The sequence below is a fragment of the Bacteroidales bacterium genome (assembly GCA_013141385.1).
GTDB lineage: Bacteria > Bacteroidota > Bacteroidia > Bacteroidales > Tenuifilaceae > UBA8529.
In genome coordinates this window covers 249,370-267,356 of the sequence record JABFRB010000019.1, presented here as the reverse complement: position 1 = coordinate 267,356, position 17,987 = coordinate 249,370, and the positions used below count along the sequence as shown (strand labels likewise).

The window sequence follows — 17,987 nt, the reverse complement described above, 5'->3', positions numbered from 1 at the left end:
TGCTGTTTTGTATATTGAAGAAAGACAATGAAATAGATTTGTGAATGATAAATTAGTAGTTTGATAAAGTATCTAAAAGAGCTATCTTAGTCCGTTAAAATGATTTTATTTTTTTATCACTAAATAAACTTCAAATGTTTCAATTTTTAGCAAGGACAATTTTAAGGTACAAACTGTTTATTCTTATTTTTCTGGGAGTTTTCACATGCTTTATGGCCTATAAAGCAACATTTGTTGAGTTATCATACAAACCCACTCCGCTATTACCAAAAGAGGATTCAGTGCTTATTAGGAGTATCGAATTTTCCAAAAAATTCGGTAAGGGTGAAAACATTATGATAATTGGGGTACAAGACACTTCTTTTTTTTCATTAAAGAATTTTCAAAACTGGAACAAATTAGAGGAAGATCTTAGAACTGTTAATGGTGTAGAACAGGTATTTTCCTTGGTCGATGCTCTTAATTTGGTAAAAGACACTTTAAGCAAAAAGTTTATACCAGAAAAAATATTTGGAAAAAAATCATATTCAGCACAAGAACTTGATTCATTATCTGCTATTACCAGATCGTTGACTTTTTATAAAAACTTGCTGTATAATGATTCTACCAAGACCTATCTGATGCTAGTGACCCTTAATAGGGAGCTAATTACAAAAAAGGAACGGGTTGGTTTGGTTAATAACATTGTTAATGTTTGTAAGGTTTATGAAGTAAATACGACCAATAAACTCTACTACTCTGGACTACCATACATTCGAGTGAAAGTTGGTGAAATGATTAAAGGAGAAATGTATCTATTCGTCGTTCTTGCTGTGCTAGTAGTTTCAATAATACTCTTATTTTTATTTCGCTCCATTAGAGTTGTGCTTATATCGCTTCTTGTTGTAGGAATTGGTGTTATTTGGTCTCTTGGAACGCTTTCGCTTTTTGGATTCGATTTAACCCTTTTAACTGCGGTAATCCCAACTCTTTTAGTAATTATTGGAGTCCCGAGTTGTATCTTTTTAATCAACAAGTATCACCATGAGTATCGACATCATGGAAATAAAACGAAAGCACTTTATAGGGTGGTTACAAGGGTAGGAAGCGCTACTTTTCTATCTAATCTAACTACTGCAATCGGTTTTGGTGCTTTCATAATTACAAATACTCAGGTATTAAAGGAATTTGGTATTGTTGCTTCTTTAAATGTGATGGGTGTTTATTCAATATCTCTAATGCTCATCCCCATTATTTTTAGCTATATAGCACCTCCCCAAAACAAGCATCTAACGCATCTTTCGCGAAAAGGGGTTAAGAGAAATATTAACAGAATTGTTTTAACTGTTTTATACCGAAGAAAAATTGTCTTTGCTATCGCAATAGCATTAATTTGCGCCGGTTTTGTTGGAGTTACTTTCCTGAAGAATAACGGCTATATGGTTGATGATATCCCGAGAAATCATCCTGTATTAGTTAATTTAAAATTTTTCGAGAAAAACTTTAATGGTGTCATGCCTCTCGAAATAGTTTATGATACACAAAAGCCTAATGGTTACTTATCTTCTGGTGTTCTTGTTAGAATCGACAGGCTTCAAAAGAAACTTTCAAACTATCCAGAATTATCAAAACCGGTTTCAATTGTAGAGGCAGCAAAATTTGCTTCACAAGCTTACTATAATGGTAAACCCGACAGATATCGATTGCCAAGTTCTTTTGAGTGGGGGTTTATTTTATCCTATGTTCCCAAGAGTATTGGTGTAAGCGATATGTTTGCTCGTCTTGTTGACTCAACGGGAAGATATGTTAGAGTAATGTATAACGCCGATGATATTGGGACGATTAGGATGAATCAGCTAAACCAGAAAATCAGGTCGGATATCGATACCGTTTTCAAAGATAATTCTAAACATGTTTATATATCAGGTTCAAGCATAGTTGTTACAAAAGGATACGATTACCTTGTTGATAGTTTATTCGTTAGTCTACCATTAGCCATCTGCCTAATTTCGTTTTTTATGGCATGGATGTTTAGGAAGTGGAGAATAGTAATGTTTTCTGTTTTAACGAATATGGTACCCCTTTTGCTCACATCCGCAGCTATGGGATTTATTGGTATTGCTCTAAAACCAAGCACTGTCATAGTTTTTAGTATTGCATTTGGAATTGCAATTGACAACTCGATACAACTATTGGCAAAATATCGGCAAGAACTTCGAAAAACATCCCATAATATAAAAGCATCCGTTATTTATGCAATTAGGGAAACAGGAATAAGTATTCTATACACATCAATTGTGCTATTTTTTGGATTTGGTGTATTTTCTCTTTCAAAATTTGGAGGAACGGTGTCGTTGGGTGTATTAGTTGCATTAACCCTCCTTATAGCGCTCTTTAGCAACCTTTTTATTTTACCATCAATTCTTTTATCGTTCGAAAGATCAACATCCTTAGATCCAGATTATGAGCCCGCACTTGAATTATCGGCTGGATTTGAGGATGAAGATGATAATAATGATAATCCAACTATTGAAAAAGATGTATAGCGTAGAAGAGCTCTCTGAATTGGTTGAAAAGGCACTTACAACCATGGAGTTTCCTAAAGAGCCAAACAACCTGTACGATCCAATCAAATATGTGCTATTATCTGGAGGGAAAAGAATTCGACCTATACTCACTCTTTCCTCATGCAATATGTTCAAAGAGACCTTGAATGATGCTATTTATCCTGCTCTTGCAATAGAGATGTTTCATAACTTTACTCTTGTGCATGATGACATAATGGATAATGCAGATATTAGAAGGGGAAAGGAGACAATTCATAAAAAATGGAATAGCAGTGTAGCAATTCTTTCGGGTGATGCTATGACAATTTTTGCCTATAAATTGCTGGTGAAAACAGATCAAAAATTTATTCTTCCAATAATTGAGATTTTTAATTCTTTCTCTTTAGGTATCTGTGAGGGACAGCAGGTTGATATGGATTTTGAGAATGTAAGGTATACTTCTCTTGAGGAGTATACGAAAATGATAGAACTTAAAACAGCAGTTTTGCTTAAGGGGGCATTACAAATTGGAGCAATTATTGGAGAAGCAAAGAGTTCAGATGTTACTTTAATTGGAGATTTTGGCTTAAATCTAGGTATGGCTTTTCAGTTACAAGATGATTTGCTTGATGTGTATGGAGACACCAATGTTTTTGGAAAAAAACAGGGTGGTGATATTGTTGCGAATAAAAAAACGATTTTAGCAGTCAAGGCGTTTTGCAATGCCAGAGGAGCGAAATTGGATAAATTAAAGATGTTATATCAGCAAAATGACATCGATCCTCATACAAAGATTATCGAGGTAGTTAATATTTTTAATGAAACTAATGTAAAGGAGGAGACAGAGCTACTAATAACAAGTTATTATAATAAGGCAATCGAATCAATTGAAAAAGTCAATATAAGTTCAAGCCGAAAAGACATCCTGCGAAATATTGCTAGCAAAATTATGAACAGAAATAGTTAAAAATATGTTGTATATAATCAAAACAGCAAGGTTTTTAGATTTTTTCTAGGATCAAATATATAAAGTTTATTAACTTTATATGGTAAAATTATCCATGTTATAGGCTAAACTTTGTTAGATATGGAAAATAATACTCTTCGATTATTAATTCCCTGGGATTTTACGCCAGTAGCCGAGAATGCGCTTAAGTACGCTGTTAAAATTGGATCATTGGCAACGGCTTCTCAGGTGGAACTAATCCATGTTGTTGAAGCGGGAGGGTTATTCGCTAAGGGTCGACTTTCCGAAAAGGAGACGACCGAGAAGTTAAAAATTGATTATAACCGAATTAAGGAACAGTACGGAATTGAGGTGAAAACTGCTGTAATGGAAGGAAATATCTTTCATACAATTAGCGATTATGCTGCTGAGGTTAATGCAGATCTTGTTATTATGGGAACTCATGGAATCAAAGGAGTTCAGAAACTTACTGGTAGTTGGGCTCTTAAGGTTATTGCTGGTTCTAGTGTTCCTTTCCTTGTTGTGCAGGATGAACCAAAAGAGAAACGGGTTTTTGAGCATGTTGTGATGCCCCTTGACTTTAGTTTTGATGAAAAGGAAAAATTGACATGGGCAATTAAGGTATCTATTCAATATAAATCACAGATTCATATTATTTTGCCTAATGCATTTGATTCAGGGGTTCAAAAAAAGGTAAATTATAACCTTGCTTTTGCTAAAAAACATCTCGAAAGTTATAATATTCCATACGAGATACACAGTGCAGGAAAAGGAAGTAAGTTTCAAGAGGAGATTGTAAAATTAGCTCTTGATATTGAAGCGGATCTTATTCTGATAATGACATCTGGAAGTCTTGATTTTACTGACTACGTCTTTGGAGCTCAAGAACAGTATGTTATAGCAAATGAATCGAAGATTCCCGTTATGTGTATAAATCAATCAATGTAAAAATTTCAAGACATAAAAAAACCCCAGCGAATGGGGTTTTTTGCTTTATAGGGATTCCTTCAGTTTTTCAATCAAAATCTTACTGTTCATTATAATATCATTCTTGTTGAGTTGGACTATGGTTGGTTTGATTTTTTTAGTACTTAAACCATAAAGATAAGTTTTGTCGTAATACTTTAGAGTGATCTCAATTGCTTCATCAAAACGACCTTCTTGAATGCTTTTGATGGCCCTACTTGCATTATCACTACCCAGCCGTTTAGTAATTCTATTAACCGATGCAGTAAGTAATTCGGGATCACAATTTGTGTAATCTTTAGCAAGTCTTTCTATTCTAATTTCTGTAGGAAGTTCAATTGCAATAACAGGACTATTGAGCATTTGACTGAAAAATTCATTGGGAATAAAAACAGAGCCAATACTCTTGCTTTCATCTTCAACCCAAGAGGGAATATTGGGATCTAATTTAGCAATCTCCTCAAAAAGCAGGTTCTCAAAAAACTCAGTGGAAGGTTGTGGTTTTTGTCCAATAGCCCCAAAGGCAGAGCCTTTATGGTTTGCTAATCCCTCAAGATCGATAACCTGTTGACCAAGTTTTGACAGTTGTGATAAAAGTTCCGTCTTTCCGCTGCCAGTCATTCCTCCCAGAATAGTCAGATTTATCGGTTTTGCCAGATATTCTTTTAAATACCTTCTGTACGATCTATAACCACCAATGAGCGTCTTTGAGTTAAAGCCAGCAAGATTAAAGAGCCACGACATACTAGAACTCCTCATTCCTCCACGCCAGCAGTAAACCAAGACTTTTTTATCTGGTGCAATTGCTGAAACTTTATCGATAAACCCACTTAATTTGGGACCAACAAAATCTAACCCTGCGATAACAGAATTATAACGAGATTCTTGTACATATTTAGTTCCAACTATTGTTCGTTCTTCATTGGTAAATAAAGGGATATTATAGGCTCCAGGAATGTGACCCTTAGTAAATTCCAATGGTGAACGAACATCAATTACTGGAGTATGCTCTCGTTCTGATAAAAAATCAACAATCCCGATATTTTTCACTAGAGTAAAATAAGTTAAACAATTAGTTTAATCCTGAAATAAATTTCCAAGGACAGAACTACTCTCTTTTCCTGAATTTCTGCCGTATGGCGAAATTGCCTGAATTAATTTTCTGATTGGCATTGATTGTAACCAAATCTTACCTGTTCCACGGAGCGTGGCAAGAAATAGACCCTCGCCACCAAAGACCATACTTTTTAGGCTACCTGTTGACTCAACATCAAAATCGATTCGAGGCTCGAAAGCAACAATACAACCTGTATCAATCCTTAGCACTTCATTATTTAGTTGACGCTCTATAACCGTTCCGCCAGCATGAACAAAGGCACGTCCATCGCCCTCAAGTTTTTGGAGGATAAAACCTTCGCCTCCAACAAGACCCGATCCAATTTTACGATTAAAGTGCATTGTTATTTTAGTACCCATGGCTGCGCATAAAAATCCATCTTTTTGAACAATAAGTTGCCCACCCATTTGAGACAAATCAATAGGAATAACTGTTCCAGGGTAAGGTGCCGAAAATGCAACCTTTTTTTTGCCTAGCCCACGATTTGTAAAATGGGTAATGAATAATGATTCCCCTGCCAATACCCTTGAACCTGCCGAAAGTAATTTGTCAAAGAATCCTTGATTTGGGGCAGTACCATCGCCCATTTTGGCTTCAAATTGAATACCATCATCCATATAAACCATAGCACCCGCCTCAGCAATAACTGTTTCCATTGGATCGAGTTCTACTTCTACTAGCTGGATGGATTCACCCATTATCCGATAGTCAATTTCATGTGATTTCATTTCCTGATTATTAGTGGTTTAACGATACTTATCATTATCATCATCGTGGATGCTTAAATAGCTTATGTAACGGGATGGGCTTATAGCACCCTCGTCAACAGCACGAATAACGGCACAACCAGGCTCGTGAATGTGGGTGCAATTATAAAACTTACAATCCGAGGCGATTCTAAATATTTCGGGAAAATAGTGGTATAGCTCATCGTTATCGATATCAACTATTCCAAAACCTTTAATTCCTGGAGTATCAATTATAAAACCACCAAAACTTAATTCAAACATTTCGCTAAAAGTTGTTGTGTGCTTACCCATAAGGTGATAGGAGGATATCAACTCGGTTTTTAGGTTAAGCTCAGGTGCAATTTTATTGATTAGTGTAGATTTTCCAACCCCCGAATTCCCAGAGATTAGGCTAACCTTCCCTGTAAGTATATTTTTTAGTTCGGCGAGATTTTGTCCAGTTTCTGCCGAAACCTGAATACAGTGATACCCAATTTTACTGTAGATAGATATATAGTCGTTGAGCTTACCGATCATTTCATCGGTGTAAAGATCTGTTTTATTGAATACTAAAGTTGTTGGGATTCTGTAAGCTTCAGCAGTAACAAGGTATCTATCAATAAAAGCAAGTTGGGTTTCTGGAAATTCAATGGTAACAATTAGCAGTGTTTGATCCAGATTTGCAGCAATAACGTGCGATTCGCGCGATAGGTTTGTAGAGCGACGAATGATATAGTTTTTTCTATCGTGAACACGGCTAATTGCCCCAACATCACCTTCATCTACCTCAAAATCCACGTAATCGCCCACGGTTATTGGGTTTGTTGTTTTTACCCCCTTTAACCGAAGTTTCCCCCGAATTGAACAGAAATATATTTTTCCATCATTATCCCGAATAGTATATCTACTACCAGTTGTTTTAAGCACCAACCCACTTTTCATTCTACTGCTGAGTCATTAATAAAAAACAAAAATAGGAATTTGAAAATCGATTTATGCTATATCTTATAAAATTATAGCCCTGTGGGGATCTATAAATTAAATGATTATATTTGGGTTAGGGATTGCAATTATAAGACTTAACGAGATTTTATGATGAATCAGTCTGAAAGAAATAGACATATAAACGAGTTATAGGTTAATTATATTGATAAAAATATCTTCTTATGAATAGCGAAACTTATAGTTTGATTGATACAACAATCAAAATTGGATTAGGAGCTATAATTGCATCTTTATCAAGTTATTTATTGACACGATTAAATCATAAATCAGATGCTAGAAAAGAATTTTATAAAAGATATTTTGATACGATTGAAAAAATTTCTGATTCAGCAGAAGATTATTTTCAAAAATGGTCTCGTTGTATAAGTGCTATTTCTGGAGTTTCAAAAGGACAAATAGAGAAAGGGATCCCTGTAAGCGATGAAGGTTGGAAAAAAATTAGAGAAAGAGATGGGCTGTTAATTCAAGCAAGAGATAACAAAATGACAGCTATTTCACGATTGAAATTACTTGGAATTAATGATGCTGCAGTAATTTTGGATGAAACAGCAAATGTCGAAAATGAATTAAGGGAGGTAGTAATATTTGAATGTAAAATACCAAACCTTAAAGAAATTCATTCAATTCAGGATAAGATGAAAAAGAAAAGAAACTTATTTTATATAGAATCGAATAAGCATTATAACGAAAAAAAAATTACCAGTTCCTAATACTGTTAAATTTCAAAGAAATTGATATACATATAAACAAATAGATTCTGTCGTATTTTGGGATGTTTAAATTTACTGTTTACTATTCCTTGTTCTCGTTTAGGCATTAAAAAGGGAATTTGTTTCTACGTCACAAAAATGAACAAAATTGATAAATTAATACAAGTTTTATTATCTAAAGAAAACGTTAAAACCATAGCTGCAGCAAAGAAACTATCAGAATTTGGAATAGATGATGTAACAGAAGTTCTAATACCCTTAATGAAAAAGACGAATCTGAACTTAGAAATAATGCTACTCTTGCACTTGTCGATTTGAAAGACAATAGATCTTTAGAAGCACTGTTTAATGCAATTTTAAAAAAGACAATTATCAACATAATGGAACATTGATTCATGCTTTATCATATTTGAACTGTGAAAAGAAACTTTTGGATTTATTCGAGATTCTTTTTTATCACGAATATGAACCAAGAATGAGTGTTAATGCAATTTTAAAAAACCAAGAATTCTAAACCCCATGATACCTAACCAAATAATTGAATGGTTACTGGATAGCGATGTTTCAATTCAGTATCAGGGTTATCGTGATTTGCTGAGTATTGATAGGTCTGATCTGAAAGAGGGAGTATCGAAGGAGGGTTGGGGTGCAAGATTTTTATCGTACCAGAATAGTAACGGGCATTGGGGGCGTGGATTTTATCAACCTAAATGGATTTCATCGCATTATACAATACTGGATTTAAAGAATTTATCAATTTCAAATCAGTGCAAGGAGATACAGGATACTATCAATAAAATTATTCGTGAAAATAAAGATCCTGATGGTGGAATAAATCCAGCAAAAACTGTCCCCAATAGCGATATATGTATTTGTGGAATGTTTTTAAATTATGCTGCCTATTTTGGAGCAAACGAGGATGATTTAAAATCGGTGGTGGATTTTATTCTTTCTCAGCAACTTTCCGATGGTGGATTTAATTGTCAGTTCAACTTTCATGGTGCAAAACACAGTTCGGTGCATTCAACGCTATCGGTAATTGAGGGGATTTTGGAATATTCACAGCAGGGCTACACCTATCGTTTGAATGAGCTAAAAAAAGTGGAGGAGGAGTCGAGGGAATTCCTTCTTGAACACAAATTGTATAAATCGCATAGAACAGGAGAGATAATTGATAGGAGAATGTTAATGCTATCATACCCATCGCGTTGGAGATACGATATTTTAAGGGCGTTAGATTATTTCCGGTTGGCAGGTGTTGGTTATGATGGTAGAATGGCAGATGCATTGGAGGTTTTGATAAAAAAGCAAAGAGCAGATATGACATGGACTCTGCAATGTAAACACAGCGGGCAGACCCATTTTGATATGGAAACTATTGGGCAACCCAGCAGATGGAACACATTAAGGGCGTTGAGAGTATTAAAACATTTTGGACTGATTGAGCGGATTAAAAAAGCAAAATAGAACATTCTACAGGACTAGCGGTAAAAAGGATGGTAATCTAGTTATTTCTATAGTTGGATTAAACCACCTTCGAGAACTTCAATTGCTAAAATTCCTAAATAACGATTGTACTCAGGTATGGTGAAATTCATGTATGAAAAAAAATATTATATTCGTGTTTAAGAATATTGAATAAAATATTGAATCAAAACTATTGATAGAAAGAGGCAAAACAATTATTCAAGGAAAATGAAAATATTAGTTACGGGGGGAGCCGGTTTCATTGGTTCATCGCTTTGCATTAAGCTTAAAGAAAAATATCCAAGTTATTCAATTGTTGTTTTTGACAATCTAAAAAGAAGAGGTTCGGAATTGAATTTAACAGATTTTCAAGAAAGAGGGATTGAATTTATTCATGGGGACATTCGAAATAACGAGGATCTTGAAGCCATTGGACCTTTTGATGTGCTAATCGAGGCATCGGCTGAGCCATCAGTAATGTCTGGACTTAACTTAGACCCAACTTACATCATAAACAATAATTTGTACGGTTCGATTAATTGTTTTAATGCTTGCTTGAAAAACAAGGCAAAAATTATATTTCTTTCCACAAGTAGAGTTTATCCAATAAGTAGAATTGAAAATGCAAATTTTATTGAAGAAGAAACACGTTTTTCATTTTGCAAAGACCAGAAAGAAAAAGGAATCTCAAACTTGGGAATTTCAGAAGATTTAAATCTTTCAGGTGCTCGTTCTTTTTACGGAACAACCAAGCTTGCTTCGGAATTTTTTATTAATGAATATGCCGAATTTTACAACTTAAAAGCGGCAATAACCCGATTTGGTGTAGTTGCTGGCCCGCGACAAATGGGCAAAACAGACCAAGGTGTAGTGACTCTCTGGATAGCAAAGCATTATTGGAAACAGCCGCTTAAATATATTGGTTATGGTGGACTCGGAAAACAGGTAAGAGATATTTTACATATTGATGATTTGATAAATTTAATAGATATTCAAATTCATCAGATAGAGAAGTTTAATGGAAAAATTTATAATGCCGGAGGAGGATTATTTTCTAGCGTATCTTTATTGGAAATGACCTCTATTTGTGAAAAAATCACAGGAAATAAAATAAAAATTGACGCAGAAACTCAAAATAGACCAGCTGATTTGAGGATTTTCATTTCAGATAACACTAAAATAGAAAATGAAATTGGTTGGAAACCACAAAAAAGTGTAGAAAATATCTTTTCTGATGTTTTCGCATGGATAAACAAAAATGAACAAAAATTAAAAACAATTTTAAAATAATTTCTATGAAAGTTGCAATTGTAACGGGATCTGCTGGACTTATAGGTTGTGAATCAGTTCGTTTTTTTTCTAAAAAAATGGATCTAATTATCGGAATTGACAACGACCAAAGGGCATATTTTTTTGGAAAAGAATCTTCTACGGATTGGTGTAGAAAAGAATTGGAAAAAACGATTCAAAACTATAAACATCACTCAATAGATATTCGAAATTACGATGCGTTGCAAACGATATTTGATAAATACAATTCAGATATAGAATTGATAATTCACACTGCGGCTCAACCCAGTCACGATTGGGCAGCCAAAGAACCAATTACAGATTTTACGATTAATGCTAATGGAACACTTAACCTATTGGAATTAACTCGATTGTACTCTCCTAAAGCGGTTTTTATTTATACTTCAACCAACAAGGTTTATGGTGACACTCCTAACCTTCTTCCATTAGTGGAATTGGAAAACAGATGGGAAATTGCTAAAAGCCACCCTTACTTCAAAGACGGGATTGATGAAAGCATGAGCGTTGATAACTCAAAACACTCATTGTTTGGGGCATCAAAATTGGCAGCTGATGTCTTGGCTCAGGAATATGGAAAATATTTTGGTATGAATGTAGCAGTATTCAGGGGCGGTTGCCTAACCGGACCCAACCATTCAAGTGCTCAATTACATGGATTTCTATCATATTTAATGAAATGCGCGGTAACTGGTAATCACTACACAGTTTTTGGCTATAAAGGGAAGCAGGTTCGGGATAATATTCACGCTTATGACCTTGTGAATATGTTTTATCATTTTTATCTATCTCCAGGTCAGGGAGAAGTATATAATGCAGGAGGGGGCCGTCATTCCAATTGTTCAATGAAGGAAGCGATTGTTTTGTGCGAGGCAATTACGGGAAAAAAGATGAACTATTCTTATGCTGAAGATAATCGAATTGGGGATCATATCTGGTATATTTCGGATGTGTCAAAATTTAAAAAGCGTTATCCAGAATGGGAATATCGTTATAATTTAAACGATATACTTCGCCAAATCTATGATAGTTTAACTTCGAATTAGTTTTTATGTCTGATAGAACCAAAATTTATTTGTGGGTTTTTTTGATTGCAATGTCATTTCGCTTGGTAATGATTTTTCACTCACCTCGTCAAAATGAGAATATTGACCTGAAAATTTATCGAGATGCGGGACAACTGGTTGCAAATGGAGTCAACCCCTATGACTCAACAGACCACGTTAAATTAAGGCAGCAATTAAGAACCGATAAAGACAATTACGATCCATGGGTATGCTCAACTCAGGATAGATGGAACTACTATGCATTTAGCAATCTTCCTTTGGCAACACTTTTTTTTGGAGGCATTGAGTATTGCTTTGCCTCCCCATTGGCTTTCAGATACACTTTTGCATTTTTTGATAGTCTATTAGCTGTTTTGATTTTTGCTTTTATTATTAATAAGTGGCGATATCGCATCCCTAAAAATCGAATTTTAAATAAGCTTCCTATTAAATTACAGCAAAATCTTCCATTACTGATTGGTTTATCTTTAGGTGCTTTGTCTCCAATTTTACTTATTTGGGGTACTTATATTTCTGAACCCAAAGGAATTGGGCTTTTACTAATTCTTTCAGCGATTTATTTTTCCGATAGTTCTAATAAAACATTAGGCCTGTTTATTAGCCCTGTACTTTTGGGATTTTCCGTCGCTTTTGTAGGTATGGGCGTTTTTATTGGGCCATTATGCCTTTATAATATTTATAAAAACAATGTTAATGGTTTTCGAAAAATTATTTTTTATTGTCTTGTTTCATTTCTAGCATGTATAATTTCCATAGCCCCATTTTTGCCAGAACTTATACAAATGATGATACGAAGAATAGGACTTGCTGTTCTTGATCAACCCCAACACGGTTCTATGTGGTTAGGACTATTTAAAGTGCTTCCTAATTCTTGGACTGTGATAAGAAATATTTTTATTTTAATGTTTGTAGGCATTAATATTATTGGCTTTTTAAGAAAGCGACTTGATGTGGTTGTGGTATCGGCAAATCTTTTATTCTTATTTACTTGTATTTATTTAATGAACGGTAGCATGGATCGAATGAATATCGCCTTAGTAGCCCTTATTATTCTTTTAGGATATGGTCAGTTATTTGGTATTACAACCATACTTTGGCTTGTTTATCTTCTATATGCTCTTTTCTCTTTCTTTTATTCTTATTACCACAATATAAGGCAAGATTTTGATGGAACTTTTATGTTGTTTTTCTCTATTCTCTATTTAATTATTTTAGTAGTTCAGACATTCTCACAGCATTTTAAAGATGAAACTAAGCATAGTTATTCCAGCATATAACGAAGAGGAATCAATAGCAGAAACTATTGAACAAATTGAACAAGCATTTGACAAGGTAAAAATTGAGCATGAAATTTTTGTTGTTAATGATAATTCAAAAGATAATACTGAGCAGGTATTGGTTGATCTTCAAAAAAAGCACCCAGCGCTAAGATATGAGACAAATCATGGACCTAATGGATTTGGTTATGCCGTGAGATATGGATTGGAGCGATTTGATGGAGATTGTGTGGCTATCATGATGGCCGATTTATCAGATTCACCCTACGATCTTATTAAGTTTTATACAACAATGATTGAAGGCAACTACGATTGTGTTTTTGGGAATCGCTTTATCAAAGGAGGGAAATTGATTGATTATCCTTTTGTTAAAAAAAGAATCAATCGGATGGCGAATTTTATTATTCGTTTTGTAATGCATATAAAATACAATGACACCACAAATGCATTTAAACTTTACAAGCGTCATACAATTGAAGGGATTAAGCCATTCTTATCTCCACACTTTAACCTGACTATTGAATTACCATTAAAGGCAATAATAAGGGGATATTCATATACTGTAATTCCAAACTCATGGACAAATAGAAAGTACGGCGAATCAAAGTTAAAGATTCGTGAAATGGGAAGTCGATACTTTTTTATTTTGATGTACTGTTTTATTGAAAAATATTTTTCGCGAGGAGATTTTAGAAAAAAGTGGTAAGAATTTTGATTATCGGCTATGATTGTATTTAGTATTGTCTGTTCTAAAAAACAAAAGCCTAGTTGGAATTTTCCAACTAGGCTTTTTTCTCAGCATTTTTCTTGATTAGCTATCACTATGAATTGATTTGAATCCTTCGCCAAGGATTTCGTTTGCGTCAATCACTGTAATAAAGGCAAATGGATCGATTGATTTAATGTAATCCTTTAACATATATACCTCACGGCGGCTAACATTGGTAAAGATCATTTTTTTCTCTTGGCCTTGGTACATACCTGTGACGTTTATTAAGGTACCTCCACGCTCCAGATCAATAATAATCTTATTACGTATCTCCTCCCATTTCTCAGAAACTATGAAAAGAGTTTTATCGTAGCTAACACCTTGGATGGTCATATCTATAACCTTACCAGTTATGTAGATAACAATCCATGAATACATAGGAATCTTCCAATCCTTAAAAGCGAGCAAGGCCAATAGCACAATAGCCGAATCAACATAAATCATCAATTGTCCGAGGGGAAGACGGGTATACTTTGCAAAAATCATGGCAATTATATCAGATCCGCCGCTTGTGGCTTTTGATTTAAATATTAACCCCAATCCGAAACCAATTAATACACCTCCAAAAACTGATGATAGTAGCATATCGTCAACAAGCGGTGCGTAACCCAATAGCCCATGAAGCAAGTCGATGAAAATAGAGGATAGAAGAAAACCGATTACGGTTTTAACCCCAAAGCGAGGGCCAAGTATTTTTATTCCAATTATGGTTAACGGAATATTTAGGATAAGACCAACTGTACCAATTGGTAAACCATCTGGTGCCCAAGAAAACATACCCTGAGTCAAGTAGTGCGTGATAATACCAATGCCATAAACCCCTCCTGGTGCAATTCTGTGTGGGTCGATAAAAAGCACAAAACCCGCCGCCAGAATAAACGCACCAATTGTTATCAAGGTATAGGCTAAAAACCACTCCTTCGAAAACAGCTTTTCCTTCGTAATGTAAGTCATATCAATAAATTATTAGTTTTCAAATTTGTCACAAAATTAATTCTTTCTCTTTTAAAGTTTGATTATGTGTCATTTAACATATTTCTAAAAGTTGGCCACGATACATTAAAAAACCCCGATTTGAGTTCGAGGTTTTTTGGGGTAATTAAATATCAAGTAGTCGTTCAGGTTTATGTTTCAGCAAACATTTTCTTTGAAAGCAAAGATTACATGTTCCTGTCGTAATGCTTAATTTCGTTGAGCCCTAATGGGTTCACGCAAAGTCGCAGAGCACGCCAAGGGAGAAAAAATCAAAGGTTTTTTCTCTTTGCGCACAAATCGTAGATGCAATTGATTTTAGAGGTGCTCCTCATCTATTTTATCTTCTTCGCGACTTAGCGTGAGAATTTTTTAATTGCTGAATAGTAACAATATCGATTTTAGGTGATAATTTCGTCCAATATTTTGCTATAAACGCTTTCAGGGGTAATTAGATTCATACAGGCAAAATCTTTCCTAAAACAGGGCTTATTTCCATAAATGGAACATGGCCGGCAAGGCAGATTAATTTGAAGCGCATGTTTTGGGTTTTGGTTCCATCCATAGAATCCTGCAAAAGGGTGTGTTGCCCCCCAAATACTTACTACGCACGTGTTTACAAGCGATGCTAAATGCATATTTGCGGAATCCATGGAAACAAGCACCTCAAGATTCGAAATTACCTTTAGCTCATCTTCCATGCTAAGTTTGCCTGCAAGGGAGATTGTATTCGGAAAACGTTTCTCCCATCCCTCTAAAATCGCTTTTTCATACTGTCCTCCGCCAAATAGGAATATTTTAACGCCTTTAGTATCGGAAACGAGTTCCATTACCTTCTCCATTAGCTCGAGCGGGTATATTTTCCCTTTGTGCTTTGCAAATGGGGCAATTCCAACCCACTTGTTTTCCCTTGGCCCAGTGATGTTTGTAATTTTTTCGGTTAGGGGCGATTGGGTAAATAGGTAATCGAATTCAACATCAAATTTAAAACCAGCGTCGTAAAATACCTTTGCATAGCGCGATACAGATGTGTCGAGTTGACGTAAAACTTTCTTATTAATTTTAGTGAGATTGTGTTTATCCCTTCGGCCTTTATCAATAATCGCAAAATGCGATAATGAAAAAAGAAATAGAAAACGGAGGATTTTTGTTCTTATTACATCGTGTAAATCGGCGATTACATCAAACTTACCAAGTTTTCGAAGATCAAGGTAAAGACGAATAATCCCCCAAAATCCTTTATGCTTTCCTTTAAGGTCAACTTCAAAATGTCTTACTCCTGGAATATGTTTTAAAAATCCTGAGGCAAATTTTTGTGATACAAATGTAATTTCGGCATCTGGGTAAGTTTTAGTTAATGACCATATAACGGGAACCGTCATTGCAACATCCCCAATAGCACTTAACCGGAATACTAAAATCTTTGCCATCTTTTTTTTGAGATTATTTTTTTTGTGCGTAAAGAACAGGATTCAAGGAGGGATCGTTATACATTTTCATCTGTTTGTAAACTTTCATGTACTTCTTACCACTTTCGATATCGGCAATTAGCTGATCGATAGCAAGAGAGAGATCTTTTTTCTGATCTAAAAGAACATCAAGTTTGATTTGGCATTTAGCAAGATGTTCTGGTGCGGCATCTTTTCTAATTACCTCTTGTTGCATGTGGTAAATCTTTAGCGCAAGTATTGATAGGCGGTCGATGGCCCATGCGGGACTTTCGGTATTAAGGGTTGCTCCCGGTTGCGGTTTAACATCTTTATACTTTGTAAGAAAGTAGCTATCGATTAGCTCAACCAAATCGGTTCTTTCCTGATTCGAACGATCTATCCAACGCTTTATTTCTAATGCCTTAATGGGATCAATTTTAGGATCTCTAATGATATCCTCAAGATGCCATTGTACGGCATCAATCCAGTTCTTTTTAAATAGCGCTCCCTCAATGGTTTCCTCTTTATGAGGATTTGCTAATGTAGCGTATACATTATCCATTGTATGATAGTAAGTTGTACTATCATCAAAAAGTTTATTACAAAGTTCGCTGAAGGTCATTTTTTTGATTTTATTAGTAAAACACAACAAATATTTACAGTAAAAAGTTAACCAAGATAAAGTACTAATTTATATGAATACCCTCTAATTATACCTAATACATAAAATGAATCCTGATGTCATTCCGGGCGAAGTCCCGGAATCTCTTAAACAGAGATAGATTCCTGCATTCGCAGGAATGACAATTTGGATTATTAATTCTCCATTAGGTATTATTGCGGACAATCATATTAGTTTAATATAATTCTATAGCCCATAGTTATTCCAATAGGCATAAGGGCATTCTTAAATTCTATGCTATGATGATCTTTGAGGTCATTAATATAATCATCAACCGCAGTGCTTCTTATGGGCAACAATATAGCAAATGTCCAATAGCTCTTTTTTGAAGGATGTGATTTATAGTCGAAACCAAATCCTACTGTTGGTCCATAAAATAGTTTGTTAAATTCGGTTGCATTTGTTACAGAAATTGCAGCATTGTAGCCATACATTGCAAGACCATAAAATGTGGCTTTTGATTTTGTATTTTCTGAAACAAACCTAATCTTAGCCCCAATATTGTAACCTGTTCCGGCAAACGCATACCCAACACCTCCGAAGAGTCCAATATTCCTTTGTGGATAGACAAGTAAATTTAGTCCCAATCCGCCAAAATCCATACCTAAACCTGCACCCAATGATACTTTGTCGAAATTGCTAGATTGCATAGATGCTGAGTTTCCGTATATAATAGATTTTATCTCTGATTTATCAAGAAAGGTGTCGAATTTTTTGCCGTTTTTATATAAAGTGAAGTGCACTGCTGCGGCATCCTCCTTTTGAATTTTACAAATTATTCTTTCATCATTAAGTCTAATGAGAGTATCCTGTGAGAACGCTGACATGCTTGTAACAAATACCACTAAAAAAAAGAGAAAAAATTTCTTCATAATCAATTACTTTAATTTATTTTTTGGGGTTTGATTACATTTCTGTAATAAAAAAGACTAATCTAATGAAATGATTTAACATTTTATTTTGTTGGTTGAATAAATTTTCCTTTCAGAAAAAATGC

Annotated in this window: 16 protein-coding genes; 9 read left to right on the top strand and 7 right to left on the bottom strand. The window is 34.7% G+C overall.

What is annotated here, in order from left to right; genetic code table 11:
• Positions 1-134 precede the first annotated feature (134 nt).
• From HOO91_12020 to HOO91_12010, 3 genes are all read left to right on the top strand, one after another.
• A complete protein-coding gene (locus HOO91_12020; protein NOU18272.1) occupies positions 135-2,525 on the top strand; it encodes an MMPL family transporter in 2,391 nt (796 codons plus the stop codon).
• Entirely contained in the window at positions 2,494-3,492 is a 999-nt protein-coding gene (locus tag HOO91_12015; GenBank protein ID NOU18271.1) for a polyprenyl synthetase family protein, read from the top strand. Before HOO91_12020 ends, HOO91_12015 begins: the two co-directional genes overlap by 32 nt.
• A 120-nt stretch (positions 3,493-3,612) precedes the next feature.
• Positions 3,613-4,440, top strand: coding sequence for a universal stress protein (locus tag HOO91_12010; GenBank protein ID NOU18270.1), 828 nt, complete (start codon positions 3,613-3,615; stop codon positions 4,438-4,440).
• 45 nt (positions 4,441-4,485) lie between these two features.
• Here the strand turns inward: HOO91_12010 and mnmH are convergent, their stop codons facing one another.
• The 3 genes from mnmH to rsgA are packed head-to-tail and all read right to left on the bottom strand — an operon-like array spanning position 4,486 to position 7,245.
• Entirely contained in the window at positions 4,486-5,508 is a 1,023-nt protein-coding gene (gene mnmH / locus HOO91_12005; protein NOU18269.1) for a tRNA 2-selenouridine(34) synthase MnmH, read from the bottom strand.
• Positions 5,509-5,535: 27 nt separating this feature from the next.
• Positions 5,536-6,303 carry a TIGR00266 family protein gene (locus HOO91_12000; GenBank protein ID NOU18268.1) on the bottom strand — a complete coding sequence of 256 codons (768 nt, stop codon included), beginning with the start codon at positions 6,301-6,303 and terminating at the stop codon, positions 5,536-5,538.
• 18 nt (positions 6,304-6,321) lie between these two features.
• Positions 6,322-7,245, bottom strand: a complete 924-nt coding sequence (gene rsgA, locus HOO91_11995) for a ribosome small subunit-dependent GTPase A (protein ID NOU18267.1) — start codon at positions 7,243-7,245, stop codon at positions 6,322-6,324.
• A 224-nt stretch (positions 7,246-7,469) separates the two neighbouring features.
• Between rsgA and HOO91_11990 the strand changes: the two genes are divergently transcribed.
• The 6 genes from HOO91_11990 to HOO91_11965 all read left to right on the top strand — a co-directional run bounded on the left by HOO91_11990 (position 7,470) and on the right by HOO91_11965 (position 13,843).
• Positions 7,470-8,018 (top strand): hypothetical protein, encoded by a 549-nt coding sequence (locus tag HOO91_11990; protein ID NOU18266.1) that lies wholly within the window; start codon positions 7,470-7,472, stop codon positions 8,016-8,018.
• A gap of 519 nt (positions 8,019-8,537) precedes the next feature.
• Positions 8,538-9,485: a hypothetical protein gene (locus tag HOO91_11985; protein NOU18265.1), complete on the top strand. Its 948-nt coding sequence runs from the start codon at positions 8,538-8,540 to the stop codon at positions 9,483-9,485.
• A gap of 228 nt (positions 9,486-9,713) precedes the next feature.
• Positions 9,714-10,775 (top strand): NAD-dependent epimerase/dehydratase family protein, encoded by a 1,062-nt coding sequence (locus tag HOO91_11980; GenBank protein NOU18264.1) that lies wholly within the window; start codon positions 9,714-9,716, stop codon positions 10,773-10,775.
• Between the two features lie 5 nt (positions 10,776-10,780).
• Positions 10,781-11,839 carry an NAD-dependent epimerase/dehydratase family protein gene (locus tag HOO91_11975; protein NOU18263.1) on the top strand — a complete coding sequence of 353 codons (1,059 nt, stop codon included), beginning with the start codon at positions 10,781-10,783 and terminating at the stop codon, positions 11,837-11,839.
• Positions 11,840-11,880: 41 nt separating this feature from the next.
• On the top strand, positions 11,881-13,137 hold the full coding sequence (locus HOO91_11970; protein ID NOU18262.1) for a hypothetical protein: 1,257 nt from the start codon (positions 11,881-11,883) through the stop codon (positions 13,135-13,137).
• Positions 13,106-13,843 carry a glycosyltransferase family 2 protein gene (locus HOO91_11965; GenBank protein NOU18261.1) on the top strand — a complete coding sequence of 246 codons (738 nt, stop codon included), beginning with the start codon at positions 13,106-13,108 and terminating at the stop codon, positions 13,841-13,843. The genes HOO91_11970 and HOO91_11965 overlap by 32 nt, the downstream gene beginning before the upstream one ends.
• Before the next feature lie 105 nt (positions 13,844-13,948).
• Here HOO91_11965 and HOO91_11960 read toward each other — a convergent pair whose 3' ends face one another.
• From HOO91_11960 to HOO91_11945, 4 genes are all read right to left on the bottom strand, one after another.
• Entirely contained in the window at positions 13,949-14,860 is a 912-nt protein-coding gene (locus HOO91_11960; GenBank protein ID NOU18260.1) for a YitT family protein, read from the bottom strand.
• Positions 14,861-15,279: 419 nt separating this feature from the next.
• A complete protein-coding gene (locus HOO91_11955; protein NOU18259.1) occupies positions 15,280-16,308 on the bottom strand; it encodes a glycosyltransferase family 9 protein in 1,029 nt (342 codons plus the stop codon).
• 13 nt (positions 16,309-16,321) lie between these two features.
• Complete coding sequence (locus HOO91_11950) at positions 16,322-16,930, bottom strand: DUF4254 domain-containing protein (GenBank protein NOU18258.1); 609 nt, start codon at positions 16,928-16,930, stop codon at positions 16,322-16,324.
• A 230-nt stretch (positions 16,931-17,160) separates the two neighbouring features.
• Positions 17,161-17,862: a hypothetical protein gene (locus HOO91_11945; protein NOU18257.1), complete on the bottom strand. Its 702-nt coding sequence runs from the start codon at positions 17,860-17,862 to the stop codon at positions 17,161-17,163.
• Between the last annotated feature and the right edge of the window lie 125 nt (positions 17,863-17,987).